This is a genomic window from Lysinibacillus sp. NPDC093692 (assembly GCF_050280125.1).
Lineage (GTDB): Bacteria > Bacillota > Bacilli > Bacillales_A > Planococcaceae > Lysinibacillus.
This window is the reverse complement of record NZ_JBNNUW010000005.1, coordinates 1-15,836: the sequence shown is the minus strand read 5'-3', so window position 1 is coordinate 15,836 and position 15,836 is coordinate 1. Positions and strand designations below refer to the sequence as shown.

Here is a 15,836-nt window from a genome sequence, read left to right as displayed (position 1 = left end):
ATGAATATCGCAGCTAATACTGGAAGAATGGTCAAAGTTGAAATTTTACGTCAAGATACACAAGGTGGCAACGGCTACTGGCAGAAATTTGACATTCCTTACCGTCATGGTATGAACGTCATTTCTGTATTAATGGAAATTCAAAAGAACCCGGTTATGTCAAATGGTGAAAAAACAACACCAGTTGCATGGGATATGAACTGTCTTGAAGAAGTTTGTGGTGCATGTTCAATGGTTATTAATGGACGCCCACGTCAATCTTGTTCAACACTTGTTGACCAATTGACTGAGCCAATTAAACTTGAGCCTATGAAAACTTTCCCAGTTATTCGTGACTTACAAGTTGACCGTGAACGTATGTTCAATGCACTTAAAAAAGTTAAAGCATGGGTTCCAATCGATGGTACTTATGATTTAGGTGAAGGTCCACGTATGCCAGAAGGTAAACGTCAATGGGCTTATGAATTATCTAAATGTATGACTTGTGGTGTATGTATGGAAGCATGTCCAAACGTGTCTGAAAAAGCTTCATTCATCGGACCTGCACCATTATCACAAGTGCGTCTTTTCAATACTCACCCAACTGGTGCAATGATTAAAGACCAACGTTTAAATACGATCATGGGTGATGGAGGCCTTGCAAACTGCGGTAACTCACAAAACTGTGTTGCTGCTTGTCCAAAAGGTATTCCTTTAACAACATCTATCGCATCATTAAACCGTGCAACTACAGTGCAAATGTTCCGTAACTTCTTCGGTTCTGACCACTACGTTGACTAATAGTACAAGCTTTTACTCCCTTACACTCATTGTGTGAGGGAGTTTTTTTCTATGGAAATTATCAAATAAGTTTATAGATTAACTACTTGTAAATGCCCGATTTGTAAAGACTGATAAAACTCGCTCTGACTAATGTTTCGCATGATAGGAAGTTCTCAATAGGGGTATTTTTATGAAAAACTAAATATGATGATTTAAGTACAGTATAGAAAGATTTTATTGCATAAAATAAGGGATTCTTAAATATAACGAGCTAAAATGTAAATTTTCTATGATAAAATAGTATTTTGCTTTATAATGAATGCATATTCATTTATCAATTGCTAATTCCATCTACTATTTACTGTTTGGGAAGAGGCGAATGAAAATTAGGGGGATGGCTAAGATGAAAGCAAATTATATCGGAGATTTTCAGGAATGGACTAAGGATTTTGCATTTTATATTGAGATCCGTGTACGTTTTTCAGAAACGGATATGTACGGTCATATGAATAATACAGTTAGCTTTACATATTTTGAACAGGCACGAATTGATTATTTCCGCCATTTAGGTGTTCTCATGCCATCAGCAATGGATGAGAATGTAGAGGGGATTCCGATTGTAGCTGACTTACAGTGTGATTACGTGAAGCAAGTTTTCTTTGATGATGTGCTCAGAATTTACACGAAAGTAGCGACAGTAGGGAACTCATCAATGGATATTCATTATTTAGCGAAAAATCAGCATGATGAGGTTTGCTTTACAGGTAGGGGGACGGTTGTGCAAATGAACCCTCGAACTGGGAAGAGTGTACCCTTATCTGAAGAGACCAAAACTCAGCTAGCAAGCTTGGTGATTATTTAATGATCTGTCGACGGTTGAAATTGCATTTTCCCATTGAATTTATTCTTTTATGGAAGCAATTTCCGATTTTTTTTAGGAAACACGAGATATTAATGAAAATAGCCGTCACCGCTCCTCATTCCTTAACATAAGTTACAATACGTGCGGGGGAGGAGGGTGTAACTGAAAATGAATGGCTCTCATCATCGTTCTCTTTTAACAAACCGAGAACGTGAAATATTTGCGCTTTTATTAGCTGAAAAAACAACGAGGGATATTGCAGAGCAACTAGGTATTAGTGAAAAAACAGTGCGAAATCACATTTCCAATACAATTCAAAAGTTAGGTGTAACAAATCGATCTCAAGCGTTAATTGAGCTGTTACGCTTAGAAGAATTTAAATTAGACTAAAAGGACACTTGCTATTTTAGAAAAAAAACGACAAAATAGAACTATTCAACGTATTTTTAGGAGTGAAATAGTTATATGTCGGATGAAGTAACAAAACACTCACCTGAAACCGTTGCAACGGTTGAAAAGGAATTACGCTATATAGCGGCGATTGTGAAGCAAAAAGGAAGAGAGATTGTTTCGCAATATGCGATTACGCCGCCACAATTTGTTGCATTACAGTGGTTAGAAGAGCTTGGCGATATAACAATTGGCGACCTGTCAAATCGACTATACTTAGCTTTTAGTACAACAACAGATTTAGTGGACCGTATGGAGAAAAATGAATTAGTGAAGCGAGTGCGTGACGAAAATGATCGTCGTGTCGTTGTTGTTCATCTTCTCGAAAAGGGCGAACGTATTATTCAAGAGGTTATTGAAAAAAGACAGCAATATTTGCAAGAGAAGCTTGTTGGTTTTAACGAACAAGAAGTCGCGCAATTATCAAGCTATTTAGAAAAACTACATGTACACATGAAACAGGATTGAGGCGGAAAGTATGAATGCCCCGATAGGCGTTATTGACTCAGGAGTAGGCGGTTTAACCGTAGCAAAAGAAATAATGAAGCGATTACCAAATGAAACGATCTATTACATTGGTGATACAGCAAGATGTCCGTATGGTCCAAGAACTCGACAAGAAGTGCGGAATTTTACTTGGCAAATGGCTAAAGCACTAGAAAAAATGAATATCAAAATGCTCGTCATTGCTTGTAATACAGCGACTGCAGTAGCACTCGAAAGTTTACAAAGAAATATGCCTTTTCCGGTACTAGGCGTTATTAATGCTGGCGCACGTGCAGCTGTAAAGAAAACGAAGCGACATGAAGTCGTTGTGCTTGCAACTGAAGGAACAATTAAAAGTGGGGCGTATGAGGAAGCCTTATTATCACTGAATACGTCAACTCATATTATTCCACTTGCTTGTCCAACATTCGTACCACTTGTAGAAAGTGGCGAATATAAAGGTGAATTTGCAAATGAATTAATTGCGGAAGGCTTAAAGCCACTGAAAAATGAACAATTTGATACGGTAATACTAGGATGTACGCATTATCCAATTTTGCAAAAACAAATTGAAGCTGTTGTGGGAGAAGAAGTTTTTGTGCTATCTTCCGCAGAGGAAACAGCAAAGGATGTTCAAGAAATGCTTGCTTATAATGGCACTTTGGCTGACCCAGACACTGTGCCTGTTCATAGATTTTATGCAACGGGTTCTGTGCCAATTTTCCGTTCAATTGCTGAAAATTGGCTTGAGCAAGGTACTCTTCAAATAAAACGTATGACATTAAAATAAAAAATCAGCTTAGCTATGAGCTAGGCTGATTTTTGACGTTTTTAGCATGGTACATAGGGAATGAGCACTTTTTTGAAGATCAAAATTATGTTAAGATGAGTGCGCGAAAGTTTTTAGGAGGAACGAAAAATATGACAAGATTTGATGGAAGAAATGTAGATGCACTGCGTCCAGTGAAAATAGATAGTGAGTATTTATTGCACCCAGAAGGCTCAGTTTTAATTCAAGTAGGTAATACGAAAGTAATTTGTACAGCAACGATTGAAGATAAGGTTCCTGGTTTTTTACGTGGACAGGGCAAAGGGTGGATCACTGCAGAATACTCGATGCTACCTCGTGCGACAGCACAGCGTACAGCACGCGAATCTTCTCGTGGCAAAGTCAATGGCCGCACAATGGAAATTCAACGATTAATCGGTCGTGCATTACGTGCAGTCGTGGATTTAGAAGCACTTGGTGAACGAACTGTGTGGATTGACTGTGATGTGATTCAAGCAGACGGCGGGACACGTACAGCTTCAATTACAGGAGCATTTGTAGCGATGACACAGGCAATTGCTAAGTTTGCTGAAGAAAAACAATTAAAAAAATTCCCAGTAACAGACTATTTAGCTGCAACAAGTGTTGGTATTGTAGAGGATCATGGGGCCGTTTTAGACTTGAACTATGTAGAAGATGTCGCTGCTGCTGTAGATATGAATATCGTCATGACAGGAGCAGGACGATTTGTTGAGCTTCAAGGTACAGGTGAAGAAGCAACCTTCTCTCGTGAAGAGTTAAATGAACTACTGGAGTTAGGTGAAAAGGGCATTCAACAATTGATTTCACTTCAAAAAGAGACACTAGGTGAATTAGCTAACAAAGTGGGAGGTAATGAATAACATGAAACAAGTAGTAATTGCGACAAAAAATAAAGGAAAAGCAAAAGATTTCGAAGCGTTATTTGGACCACTTGGCTATGAAGTTGTAACGATGTTTGATGTTGCCCCAGAGATGGAAATAGACGAAACAGGCACTACCTTTGAGGAAAATGCTATCCTAAAGGCAGAAACATTAGCAAAAGAGCTTGGTACAATTGTTATTGCTGATGATAGTGGCTTAGCTGTGGATGCATTAAATGGTGAACCAGGCGTGTATTCTGCACGTTATGCTGGTGATCATGATGATGAAGCAAACATGGTTAAACTACTAGAAAACTTAAAAAATGTTGAGGATGAAAAGCGTACAGCACGCTTTTGCTGTTGCATTGCTATTGCAGGGCCTGGTTTTGAGACGACAACAGTTTTTGGTACTTGTGAAGGTGTTATTGCTCACGAAAAACGTGGCACAAACGGATTTGGTTATGACCCAGTCTTCATTGTCCCAAGCTTAAACCGCATGATGGCAGAGCTTTCAGCCGATGAAAAAGGAGCAATTTCCCACCGTGGGAATGCGATTCGTAAGTTAAAGGAACAATTACCTAATCTTATAAAATAAGAGGTGATATCCATGCAAATACTTGTCATGAGTGATACACATGGCGATAGTAATGTGATTGAAAAAGTTCGTGGCTTTTACCCAAATGTCGATGCAGTCATTCATTGTGGAGATAGTGAGCTTCCTTTCTCTCATAAAGCATTAGAGGGAATGAAGAAAGTGCGAGGTAATTGTGACATTGATAAAGCTTTCCCTGATGAGGAAGTATTCGATTTAGAGGATGCTACAATCTTTGTCACACATGGCCATTTATTCAATGTTAAAACTTCTATCTTGTCTTTATCCTATCGTGCCAAAGAAGTAAACGCGCAAATTGCGTGCTTTGGTCACTCTCATGTTCTTGGGGCGGAAATGATTGATGATGTATTATTTTTAAATCCGGGGAGCTTATTAAAACCACGAGGTCGTAAAGAAAAAAGCTTTGCCCTTGTAGAGGTTGAAGATACTTATTTTGAAGTAAAGTTCTTTACGGATGATAATAGCTGTCTTTCCACCCACAAGTTTATGCGAAAATGATGAAACAAAAACGCTTAAGTTATAGAAACTCTAAGCGTTTTTGTTTTATCCCAGAATCAGTACAAATGGTAAAAATGGCTATGAATTGTTTATGATGAAGTAGAAAAAATAAATATAAACGATACGAAGGAGAAAACATGGAAAATAAAATGGGATGGAATTTTGATAATAGCTATACCCGCCTACCAAGCATTTATTATACAACAATCAATTTAAATCCAGTTTGCTCACCAAAGTTAATCATGTTAAATGAATCAGTAGCCAATTCACTTGGATTAAACAGCAATGCTCTGCAAAGCGAAGAAGCGGTAGCAATTTTTGCAGGTAACTCCAATCCGACCGGAGGCACACCCATTGCACAAGCTTATGCAGGGCATCAATTTGGTCATTTTAATATGCTAGGAGACGGAAGAGCACTGTTATTAGGTGAACAACTAACACTAGCTCATGAACGCTTTGATATCGCACTAAAAGGCTCAGGAAGAACGCCTTATTCCCGCAGAGGAGATGGCAGAGCAGCACTTGGTCCAATGCTACGTGAATATATTATGAGTGAAGCTATGTATGCACTTGGCATTCCAACTACTCGAAGTTTAGCTGTCGTGACTACAGGCGAAACGATTCTCCGCGAAACAGAGCTTCCAGGTGCAATTTTAACGCGTATTGCAAGCAGTCATTTGCGTGTTGGAACTTTCCAATATGGAGCGAATTTTGGAACGGAGGAGGAGCTAAAAGCATTGGCAGATTATGCTTTAGAACGGCACTTTCCCAATGCTGATAAAGCTCAAAATCGTTATTTAACCCTACTACAAGAAGTTATAAAGAAACAAGCGTCTCTTATTGCAAAATGGCAGCTAGTTGGTTTTATTCACGGGGTCATGAACACAGATAATATGACCATTAGTGGGGAGACAATTGATTATGGTCCATGCGCTTTCATGGATACTTATGATCCTGCGACAGTATTTAGCTCGATTGATCGACAAGGTCGTTATGCATATGGTAACCAGCCTAATATCGGAGGATGGAATTTAACACGATTTGCCGAATCATTAATACCGTTAATCCATGAGGATGAGGAAGAAGCTATACAAGTAGCTCAAGAGGCTCTAAAGCAATATCCTCAATTGTATTATGCAAACTGGGTAGCAGGTATGCGAGCAAAGCTAGGGATATTCAACGAAGAAGATCAGGACGTAGCACTTATTGAAGAACTTTTAAAGTTAATGCAACAACATCAAGCAGACTATACGAATACATTTATCGCATTAACCTTTGAAAAATTCACTGAATCAGCGTTATTTAATACAGAAGAATTTAAAGAATGGCATAAAAATTGGCTAGCAAGACTAGAAAGACAGCAAGAAACAAAAGACATGTCTCAGCAATTAATGCGTGAGCACAATCCAGCGGTTATTCCACGAAACCACCGAGTAGAAGAAGCATTAGAGGCTGCTGTTGAACAAGAGGACTATAGTGTAATGGAGCGATTACTAGAAGCTCTTGCTCAACCTTTTGCACATTCTAAAGAGCAGGAGAAATACGCGACATTACCAACACCATCTAATCAACCATATCGCACGTTTTGTGGCACATAAATTGAAAGTACAATTGCCAAGGAAATTTTTATGAGTGTTGTGGCGCTTTAATTGAAGGTATTTCTGAGCACAGATAAACAATATCGCTCAATGCATTGCTTTCGCACGAAAATGCATCTAACTGAAATTTCTTTTTATCACGATAAAATTTGAGTATATGGCAGAGGACATGCTAAGTGAAGTGGTTGATCTTCGTTACGACTGGGCGACTCCTTGGGGATTAGCGATAGAGGTACGAAGGCTAAAACCATCACATGCTGTGATAACGCCTTCGTGACCAACGTCGTGCTGTTGCTGCCGCTGCGCTTTCGCACAAACAAAAACCTCTGCTGTCGCTACGTTGCACTCACGCTTTTGCGCAAAAGACATCTGTTGGCCCGAGACCCTGCAGCGAAGCGTCTCATCCGATGCCCCCAGGAAGCTATGCACTGTGCGAAAGCGTAGCGACAGCAACAACAAAGCGCCCAGTCGGAACGGAAATCACCCCCTCGTTTTGTAGAAGAGCCATATCTGAATATGATATTTTAATTTCATTGAAAACGAAGGATAAATTCTTCGTTTTTTATTTTTTAAAAATAGTCACTACATAAATTCCTGAGCATACGCTATGTATGAATAGTAGTGAAGGGGAATGTGTACAGTGCATAAGTATTCAAAAGGTTGGTTTGTAAAGCAACTTCGAGATCATGGTATTTTGGTGCATCCACAATTTAAAAGTCATTTAGGTAATTATAAAGAATCTGAACTGCGCAATTTATATTACCGATATATAGAAAAAGACACGGAAACGTTAGATTCAGAACAAAAATAATCATGTTCGTTTGAATAACTCCTTCGTAGGAAATAATTTAACTACAGAAAGGAGTTATCTTATGTGGAGTAAATCATGGGTTTTGACGCAAATTTGGCAAGATGTGTTGTTCTTACATTGGCCGGTATCTCCTAAGGATTTAGAGCAGTACATTCCGCAAGAGTTACAATTGGATCTCTATGAAAATAACGCTTGGCTTAGTGCTGTCCTTTTTAAAGTTAATGGACAACGACTAAGATTTCTACCACCATTACCAGGAGTGGATTCCTATTTGCAGCTAAATGTCCGGACATATGTTACATATAACGGCATGAAGGGAGTCTATTTTTTTAATTCAGATATTACGGATAGCTTTATTGTCCAAATAGCTAAAAAGGGCGGTTTAACATATCGCCATTCTAAAATATCTATAAAGCAAAATGAGAACAATTTTTCGTTTGCAAGTTTATATTACGGTGCACTGGCAGAAAGGTTGAAAATTTCATATCAACCGATTGCCAGTGAAATAAATAGTTCTACATTTGAAAAATGGTTAGTGGAACGTTATCATTCTTGGTCAAAATGGAAAAATTCTTTATTTCGCATAGATATAGAGCATCTGCCGTGGCAGCTACAACGAGTCCACATTAATATTGAAAGAAATACAATAGCGCCATTTGTGAAGGAATCAATACAAGGCATTCAACCAATTGCTCATTATTCAAAGAGTAAACAGGCTAAAATTTTCTCGCCAACTTTGGAAAAGAAAAAACCGATTTATTTACGTTAATAAAAGAGGTAATAAAATTGCTTAACAATGGCGCTTGCAATCATATCCGACATAGCAAGTGCCTCTGCTTCAATGTCATCAAAAACTTCAACATCCTCTTGATAGTTTTTCTGAATCATAGTCACGGCTTCTTTTTTTGTTAAAGCTAGATGTGTATAGAACATTTTTTGCACTTCCTCCATACTCAAGTATGGATTAATTTGACTTAAAAATCTGGCAATGTCGTCAGCATTACGATACCATTCTTTTTCCTTTGCATCCGCTGTTGCTGTATCTCCTTTGGCAGCTGCAGTTACTAGCTGCGCAGCAATAAGAAGATGTTCTTTAATCAGCTCAGCATAACGATCAGCAATTTGGTCGCCGTAAAATGGACGTAGACAATTGCCTAAGTCCGTCGCATTTTGTAACAGTCGCTTCTGCACAAAGGGTAAATCAGGTAAGCCAAACACTATACTAATAATCGTCATCCTCGTCCAATTGACATGCTCCATCCATAATAACCGATTCATAGCCATAAAATCTGCTTCAGCTCGACTGATATAGCGACGAGAATCGTTCTGTGGCAATAAAAAATGGCGAACAGGTGCAGTATATTGCGTGGAAGTAGCTTTATATAACGCACTTAAAGGACTAACGTAATATCCACTTGAATATGGGTACAATGTATATCCACTCCCTCTAGTTTTTCCTTCTACTGTAGAATACTCTGAGGTTTTTCCATATATGAAAATACATTGTTATGAAAGGAGTGAATATGGCTATTCTTCATACATCATTTTCTTTGTCCTCCCACCATTAACTATTAGATTAATGCCTGTGAAAAATTATTTGTTTGAATCAAATCATTTTATTCACCATCGTTACATCATAAAAAAATTTATGTTGAAATTTACCTGCCTTATTAATTAAAATATGTATAGTATCGAATTGATCAACAAGATATCCTGTTCTTTCGTATTAGCTGTCCAATCCCATGTGTACCGCCAGTTACGACAACTACTAAATCTTTAAACATGTTAGCTACCACCAGTCTTTTGCTTTGTATTATTTAACAAAAATAGAGTAGAGAGATGGCATAATGAGGTACAGGAAATCATATAATATTAATAATGAGGCAAACCTTGCCTTCATAGTAAAATTAATGTTGACTTTATCGTGAAAAGGACATATAATAAATATTGTCCTTGATATGGACTACATAAATAACATCATGTCTCAGTAGCTCAGCAGGATAGAGCAACGGCCTTCTAAGCCGTCGGTCGGGGGTTCGAATCCCTCCTGGGACGTCGAAGGGTTCAGATTGATGAATTTTGAACCGAAGTAAAAGCGCTTCAAATCCTTATGTGATAAGGGTTTGGGGCGTTTTTTGTGTTTTAGGGGTAAAGTTAGAAAACGTTAGGAAAAGGTGCGATTTATACACGTGTTTACACAAATTATACACACGATCTTACACGTTATATAAACGCTCAAAAATGTCTGTTGTTTGTTTTGAATCTTTTTCTCGTAGCTCTTTCATTAGGTGTGCATATGTAGAAGTTGTGATGTCTAATGATGCGTGACCAAGCCGCTCTGATACATTGAGCAAACTAATACCTTTATAAAGCAATATACTCGCATGTGTATGTCTTAGCCCATGTGCAGTAATAACTGGTGTGATTTTTAAATTACGGATGCAGCGACGCAACACATCGTTTAAACGATCATTTGTTACCACTTGAATAGGGGGGGCGGGTTGATAAAAAACAAGCTGGTTCTCGTTTCCTACATCATTCTTCACTTTCAGTATTAATTCTTTCAAGACAGTTAGAGTTAGCTTATCAACGCTAATTTTCCGTTCACTAGCCTCATTTTTAAGGGGACTAAATCCACCGCCCTCTTTGTATTGCCACTGTCTAACTATAGCTATTCTACTAGCTTTTAAATCTACATGATCAATCGTTAAACCAATTAATTCTCCAAATCGTATGACTGTACTCAAACTAACGATTAGCATTGGGTATTCTAAACATTCATGACGATGCTCAGCTAAGTATTTTAGAAGCTTTTGGCTCGACTTATAATCAAGAAACTTCTCGGATGATTTTTTACTCGCTAGGTAAAATGAAATGTTAGAAGCTCTAAATTTTCCAGAAGATAGTATATTTATTCAGCCTGACTGTTATAATTTTAAGCCACAATTAATTAATAAAGGAGAATGATAATAATGAAAAAGCCATATATCGTTAATTATAGTGAGGAAGGAACATTAAATACTAATCATATATTGTATTATGATAATAAAACTCAGCTAAATTATTTGAATAATGAACTTAGTATTAAGGCAATTGATTTTGGACCGGATAAAACAACTATTACTGAAACTATAGAAAATTTCGATCATGATGAACAATACTTAATCGGACCAGATAGAACTCATACAACTTTTGTTATTGAGAATGCTGATACTGATGAATTTGTTTTTGGACCAGTTTCTAAAGTATCTACTAGATCCATAGAAAATTTGGATGATGATGATTTTTTAATATAGTTAGTAATAGAGGGGGATTAGTTTGAATAATATCTATAAGAATAAATATTCGAATAGTAGAGCTATTATTATAGGTATTGATCATTACAAGCATATTAATGACCTGAGCTATGCTTGTAACGATGCTGTGGGAATAAAAAAAATATTAATAGAAAAATTTGATTTTGAAGAAGAAAATATTACTTTATTATTAAACGAAGAAGCTACAAAATCTAAGATAATGTTTGAATTCTACCAATTTAGAAACGATTTTGTCGAGGTAGATGACCGGATTATTTTTTTCTATGCTGGACATGGTTATACTTTTGAAGGCCAAAGAGGAGATATAGGTGTATTAGTACCTCACGATGGTGATATTAACGATTTTTCTAGTTTAATTAGATGGGATGATTTAACAAGAGGTTCTGACTTAATAAGAGCTAAACATATTTTGTTTATCATGGATGCTTGTTATAGTGGTTTAGCAATAACTAGAAGTTTATCAACAGGTTCTACAAGGTTTTTGAAGGATATGCTGAGAAGAAGCTCTAGACAAGTAATAACCGCAGGTAAAGCAAATGAAGTAGTAGCTGATTCAAATGGACCAATACCTGGTCATTCTATTTTTACAGGACATCTTTTGCAAGGTTTAGAGGGAAATGCAGCTAATCTAGAAGGTATTATAACTGCTAATAACTTAATGGCTTACGTATATGATAAAGTTTCGAAAGATCAATATTCACAACAAAATCCGCATTATGGCTTCATATTAGGAGATGGAGATTTCGTATTTAAAGCGCCGATTTTAGACACTGAAATAGCCAGTTAGTATAGCTGTAAGATTTTTAATTTCGAAGAGGTGATTTAGAACTGTTAAAATAAGATCAATATGTTTCTTTTAAAATTATCATGTAAAATATAGGTATATTAATAGTGAGGGAGGATAGAAAGGTGCTTTATGAAGTAGTTGTAAGTGTAGATTAAAGAAGGTAACCGCTGTGAAATAAAATACTAGATTTTAAAAATTCTAGAGGTAATAGAAGCAATTGGCGACAATGAACAAAGATTGATATATATTGGAGATATATGGTATTAAAGAAGGACAACAATGTAAGGGGAGTAATTAATGTGAATTTGGATAATTTTAAACAAGCAATAAATGATCATGATACAGCATTAGCATCATCAATTATTGTTGATTTATATGGGACTAACCCAAAGAATTTTAAAAAAACTTTGCTCCTTAGCAATAGCTTGCCAGAGCCGTTAAATAGGGACTTCACTCAAGAAAAGTTCAATACACTTTGGCTTTCATTTACTTTAGCTGCTAAAGAATTATTAGATAGAGAAAAAGATATTATTCCTTTTATAAAACAATTCTTAGAAATTACTGGTGCTATTGAATGTATTTACAAAAATTCAAGAAGTAATTTAGAGAGATTAGAGCAAAATGAATTTTCGGATTATACACTTTCACAACAAATACAAATGTATTGTATTTATATAGAAGATCAAAATAGACTTTCTAATACGATGTTACTGAAAAAAAATTACGTAACAGGTATGGAGAGAGATTTGGCTAATTATAAAGCTGATAATGCAAAAGATGTTAAGGTGTCGCTAACCGATAATTTTGAAGCGATATTAGAAATGGCTGATACCCTCTTTAGACTTTTATATTTTAATACTGGCAAAAAGATTGAGAAACAAGAAAATTTTAATCATGAGGGAATATGGCCATATGAAATTAAAAGTTTAGAGGAAATAATGCATTTAGCGTCAGAAAGAAATTTACTTAATATAACATGGGGGAAATTTAAATATAGGGATTGGGAACTTTTAAAAGAAAAGAATGAACTTGAAGAACAATTTTTTATTTTCAAACCGCAAATCAAAGAAGATTATATGAAAGAACTTATAGGGATTAATAGATACAGATATCAAGATCACGTAAATCTTCACAAAGAGAGTGTTAGAAGCCCAGAAAATACTAATTCTTTTAAATATATTGAAGAGTGCAGTGAAATGATAGATAGTAATAATATTGAAACATTATTCAAATTAAGCAAAAAAGAATATTTTATGGCATGTGAATTTATTAAGCCTATTATAAAAATTCAAATTGATTCAATAGATGATATTTATTTAAGGATAGAATATAACGGTATAAAAATTGAGGAATACATAAAAGGATTTGAATACTTATATACTCTTGCAATTATTTATCAACAATCAGCTTTATCAAATTTTGAGGAAGATGATAGACTGCAATATAAAAAATTGGCTCCAATAATTCAAAAGGAAAATTTTATAGATCATTTTACAAACCTTTATAATCTTGAACGTTCAATCGCGGAGAAAGTTATCGATAGTTTTGTATTTAGAAGTAAAACAAAAATGGATATTTTCTCTCAACCACTTATATATGTAGGGAAAAACAATATTGTTTTTTGTCCTACTTTAATAATGCAAATGAACATGGTTAGAATTATTCAGTTACTTTCAACTGACCTTGATATTGATGTGTCTGAAAAGGGGAACGAGTTTGAAAGAAGTTTAAGGTTTATACTTTCTTTTAACCAACATATTAAAGTTAATACTAATAAAATTGAGTTTAAAGCCTATGATGGTAGGGATATTGAGTTTGATTTTATTGGAATGTTTGAAGACCATTTATTACTAATTGAATTTAAGCATTTAAAAATACCATATTCAGAAAAACAGTATAAAAATGCTTTTGATACAATAAAATATGGAATTAATCAGGTTAAAAGAAGAGTAGACGTCATTAGAAATGATTGGGAAATAATAAGGGATAAATGTAGTTTTAAATTACCGGATGAACCTATAGAAGAAAGTAAGATATTAAAATTGGTGTGTACAAATATTTTTAACTTTTCTACGGTAATACATAAAGGTGTGGAAATTATAGATTCTTCGTCACTTCTAAAGTTTTTTATGGCACCTGAGATACAAGGGATAGCAGTTGGTGAAGAAGTTGAAGAAGTTTTTAAACGAAATCTTTGGATAAATAAATATCCTACCGTAGCTGAGTTTAAGGAGTATTTGAAGTGTCCAATTGCGATTGAGCCATATGTTGATTGCTATAAAGAAACTTATAAACCTATTCCAAAAGTAAATGAGGATGATTATAATATTTTATTTTTCGATTATGATTTAATAAAAGATCCATTTGAATTTTTATATAAAGCTGCAGAAAGTTCGAATAAACAAATTAAAAGTATTAAGATTGGCCGGAATGAGCCATGTCCATGTGAAAGTGGAAAGAAATACAAAAGATGTTGTGGTAAATAAATTAAGGAGAATTAGAACCTTTGATGTTACTTGTGTTTAAACATAAATACACTTTTAGATTTTCTGTGGTATTAAACTATTTGAAAGTTTAATTGTTTTGTTATGAAATCGAAAATCTCATCTCAGGGACATTTTATATCAGAATGTTAGCTATTGATAAAGGGGGATTATTTGTTTATTATACTTGCTCAAAGTGGAAATATTGATCCTTCAATGTAAGAGTAATATTTGATTTTCTCAGCAATATGGCATAATTTACTTTTAAAGATATTTAATTTAGAATTAATATAGAGGTAAGAGTATGACAAAAAAATTAAAAAGAAATAAGATTCGATGTAACCATTGCGATGATCTTATAGAATCTAAAAAAGAACATGATTTTAAAATGTGTAGTTGTGGAAAAGTAGCAATAGATGGAGGATTAGAATATAGTAAAAGAATTTTCCCTTCTAATCCATCAGAAGCACATTTTGTTGATTTATCAGAATATGAATAATTGTTACATGAAGTTATAATAGAGAAATGATGAAAGCTTATTTTCTTAACATTCAGTTGAGGATTTAGGCTTTTTAATATTAAAATTTGTATATCAGCGGCACAATAAAACTGTCTATCTTTATCGATGAGACTTTTAGTAAGCATAACATTATAATCAGAAATCAATAAATATTTATATGTTTTTAAACTGCAATTTCATTTGTAAATTGCAGTTTTTCTTATATTTATATATCCATCTATAATCTTGTGTAACCTGTTTATCGGTTGTGTGCTGATTATATTTACAAGATTAATCAATTTGGAACTTGAGGAATAAGAAAATCAAGTTTTCATTAATTAGTAATCCTTCTCTATAAAGTCCAAATTTATATGTTTTTTATAATAATATAGCAATTCATTTTCTAATTGGAAGAGTATTGCTTACGATTAATAAAAATTTTAGATATGATTTTATAGGAGGTTTACAAGATGTTAGATGCAATAAATAAAGTAGTGCTGCATATAGAAGAGAATTTTCATGAAGAACTAAATAAAGCAATAATAGAGTCAAAAAAAGGGTACACATATAATCATATTCGAAAAAGGTTTAAGGTTTTAGTGGGTATGACAATGGATAAATACCGCATTCGAAGACAAATTGCTCTGATATTAAATGAAATAAATTTATCAGGAAAGTTCATAAAAGATTGTAACTTGGAACCTTGGAGTGATTATAACAGTTTTCGATTAGCCTGTGAGAGAGAATACAGTTGCTCACCAAGTGCCTTAATAAAAAGTTATGCATTTATATTACAAGATAAAATAGATGTAAATAAAATTCAAAAAGACAGGAAATGTTCAGTTTTACAAAGTCATAAATGATTCTGTTTATGGGTGTAAAATAAGTCCATTTTTCAGTTTATTGAACTGAACCCTATAAAGTAGACAGTTTAATAAAAGACCATTTGCTACATTAAACAGCGATTAAATGACTTCGGTATGCTGCCGGAGTCATTTT

Annotated in this window: 18 protein-coding genes and 1 tRNA gene; 17 read left to right on the top strand and 2 right to left on the bottom strand. The window is 34.8% G+C overall.

The window, feature by feature from the left end:
* The 11 genes from sdhB to ACQKN4_RS07110 all read left to right on the top strand — a co-directional run bounded on the left by sdhB (position 1) and on the right by ACQKN4_RS07110 (position 8,520).
* Positions 1 to 780, top strand: coding sequence for a succinate dehydrogenase iron-sulfur subunit (sdhB, locus tag ACQKN4_RS07160; protein WP_079563159.1), 780 nt, complete (start codon positions 1 to 3; stop codon positions 778 to 780).
* 385 nt (positions 781 to 1,165) lie between these two features.
* On the top strand, positions 1,166 to 1,624 hold the full coding sequence (locus tag ACQKN4_RS07155) for an acyl-CoA thioesterase (RefSeq protein ID WP_079563158.1): 459 nt from the start codon (positions 1,166 to 1,168) through the stop codon (positions 1,622 to 1,624).
* A 168-nt stretch (positions 1,625 to 1,792) separates the two neighbouring features.
* Positions 1,793 to 2,014 carry a helix-turn-helix domain-containing protein gene (locus tag ACQKN4_RS07150; RefSeq protein ID WP_004226437.1) on the top strand — a complete coding sequence of 74 codons (222 nt, stop codon included), beginning with the start codon at positions 1,793 to 1,795 and terminating at the stop codon, positions 2,012 to 2,014.
* 75 nt (positions 2,015 to 2,089) lie between these two features.
* Entirely contained in the window at positions 2,090 to 2,542 is a 453-nt protein-coding gene (locus ACQKN4_RS07145) for a MarR family winged helix-turn-helix transcriptional regulator (protein WP_053484913.1), read from the top strand.
* A gap of 10 nt (positions 2,543 to 2,552) precedes the next feature.
* Positions 2,553 to 3,350 (top strand): glutamate racemase, encoded by a 798-nt coding sequence (racE, locus tag ACQKN4_RS07140; protein WP_079563157.1) that lies wholly within the window; start codon positions 2,553 to 2,555, stop codon positions 3,348 to 3,350.
* A gap of 131 nt (positions 3,351 to 3,481) precedes the next feature.
* Positions 3,482 to 4,231, top strand: a complete 750-nt coding sequence (gene rph, locus ACQKN4_RS07135; RefSeq protein ID WP_427483043.1) for a ribonuclease PH — start codon at positions 3,482 to 3,484, stop codon at positions 4,229 to 4,231.
* Between the two features lies 1 nt (position 4,232).
* On the top strand, positions 4,233 to 4,826 hold the full coding sequence (locus ACQKN4_RS07130) for an XTP/dITP diphosphatase (protein WP_427483042.1): 594 nt from the start codon (positions 4,233 to 4,235) through the stop codon (positions 4,824 to 4,826).
* A gap of 12 nt (positions 4,827 to 4,838) precedes the next feature.
* Positions 4,839 to 5,342 carry a metallophosphoesterase gene (locus tag ACQKN4_RS07125; RefSeq protein ID WP_427483040.1) on the top strand — a complete coding sequence of 168 codons (504 nt, stop codon included), beginning with the start codon at positions 4,839 to 4,841 and terminating at the stop codon, positions 5,340 to 5,342.
* Positions 5,343 to 5,479: 137 nt separating this feature from the next.
* Positions 5,480 to 6,940 carry a protein adenylyltransferase SelO gene (locus tag ACQKN4_RS07120; protein WP_427483038.1) on the top strand — a complete coding sequence of 487 codons (1,461 nt, stop codon included), beginning with the start codon at positions 5,480 to 5,482 and terminating at the stop codon, positions 6,938 to 6,940.
* A gap of 631 nt (positions 6,941 to 7,571) precedes the next feature.
* On the top strand, positions 7,572 to 7,751 hold the full coding sequence (locus ACQKN4_RS07115) for a DUF2639 domain-containing protein (protein ID WP_427483036.1): 180 nt from the start codon (positions 7,572 to 7,574) through the stop codon (positions 7,749 to 7,751).
* 61 nt (positions 7,752 to 7,812) lie between these two features.
* A complete protein-coding gene (locus ACQKN4_RS07110) occupies positions 7,813 to 8,520 on the top strand; it encodes a YqjF family protein (protein WP_427483034.1) in 708 nt (235 codons plus the stop codon).
* Here ACQKN4_RS07110 and ACQKN4_RS07105 read toward each other — a convergent pair.
* On the bottom strand, positions 8,517 to 9,182 hold the full coding sequence (locus tag ACQKN4_RS07105) for a hypothetical protein (RefSeq protein ID WP_427483032.1): 666 nt from the start codon (positions 9,180 to 9,182) through the stop codon (positions 8,517 to 8,519). The genes ACQKN4_RS07110 and ACQKN4_RS07105 overlap by 4 nt on opposite strands.
* A gap of 550 nt (positions 9,183 to 9,732) precedes the next feature.
* Here ACQKN4_RS07105 and ACQKN4_RS07100 point away from each other — a divergent pair.
* Positions 9,733 to 9,806 (top strand) — tRNA-Arg (locus ACQKN4_RS07100).
* 161 nt (positions 9,807 to 9,967) lie between these two features.
* On the opposite strand, the gene ACQKN4_RS07095 is transcribed toward ACQKN4_RS07100, so the two are convergent.
* On the bottom strand, positions 9,968 to 10,627 hold the full coding sequence (locus tag ACQKN4_RS07095; RefSeq protein ID WP_427483256.1) for a site-specific integrase: 660 nt from the start codon (positions 10,625 to 10,627) through the stop codon (positions 9,968 to 9,970).
* Between the two features lie 96 nt (positions 10,628 to 10,723).
* Between ACQKN4_RS07095 and ACQKN4_RS07090 the strand changes: the two genes are divergently transcribed.
* The 5 genes from ACQKN4_RS07090 (at position 10,724) to ACQKN4_RS07070 (ending at position 15,700) form a co-directional block, all read left to right on the top strand.
* Positions 10,724 to 11,047 carry a hypothetical protein gene (locus ACQKN4_RS07090; RefSeq protein WP_427483030.1) on the top strand — a complete coding sequence of 108 codons (324 nt, stop codon included), beginning with the start codon at positions 10,724 to 10,726 and terminating at the stop codon, positions 11,045 to 11,047.
* 22 nt (positions 11,048 to 11,069) lie between these two features.
* A complete protein-coding gene (locus tag ACQKN4_RS07085) occupies positions 11,070 to 11,855 on the top strand; it encodes a caspase family protein (protein ID WP_427483028.1) in 786 nt (261 codons plus the stop codon).
* Between the two features lie 299 nt (positions 11,856 to 12,154).
* Positions 12,155 to 14,341: a YecA family protein gene (locus tag ACQKN4_RS07080; RefSeq protein WP_427483027.1), complete on the top strand. Its 2,187-nt coding sequence runs from the start codon at positions 12,155 to 12,157 to the stop codon at positions 14,339 to 14,341.
* A gap of 301 nt (positions 14,342 to 14,642) precedes the next feature.
* The gene (locus tag ACQKN4_RS07075; RefSeq protein WP_427483026.1) at positions 14,643 to 14,837 is read left to right on the top strand and encodes a DUF7695 domain-containing protein; all 195 of its coding nucleotides are present in this window, start codon (positions 14,643 to 14,645) and stop codon (positions 14,835 to 14,837) included.
* A gap of 470 nt (positions 14,838 to 15,307) precedes the next feature.
* Positions 15,308 to 15,700, top strand: coding sequence for a hypothetical protein (locus ACQKN4_RS07070; protein WP_427483025.1), 393 nt, complete (start codon positions 15,308 to 15,310; stop codon positions 15,698 to 15,700).
* Positions 15,701 to 15,836: the final 136 nt, after the last annotated feature.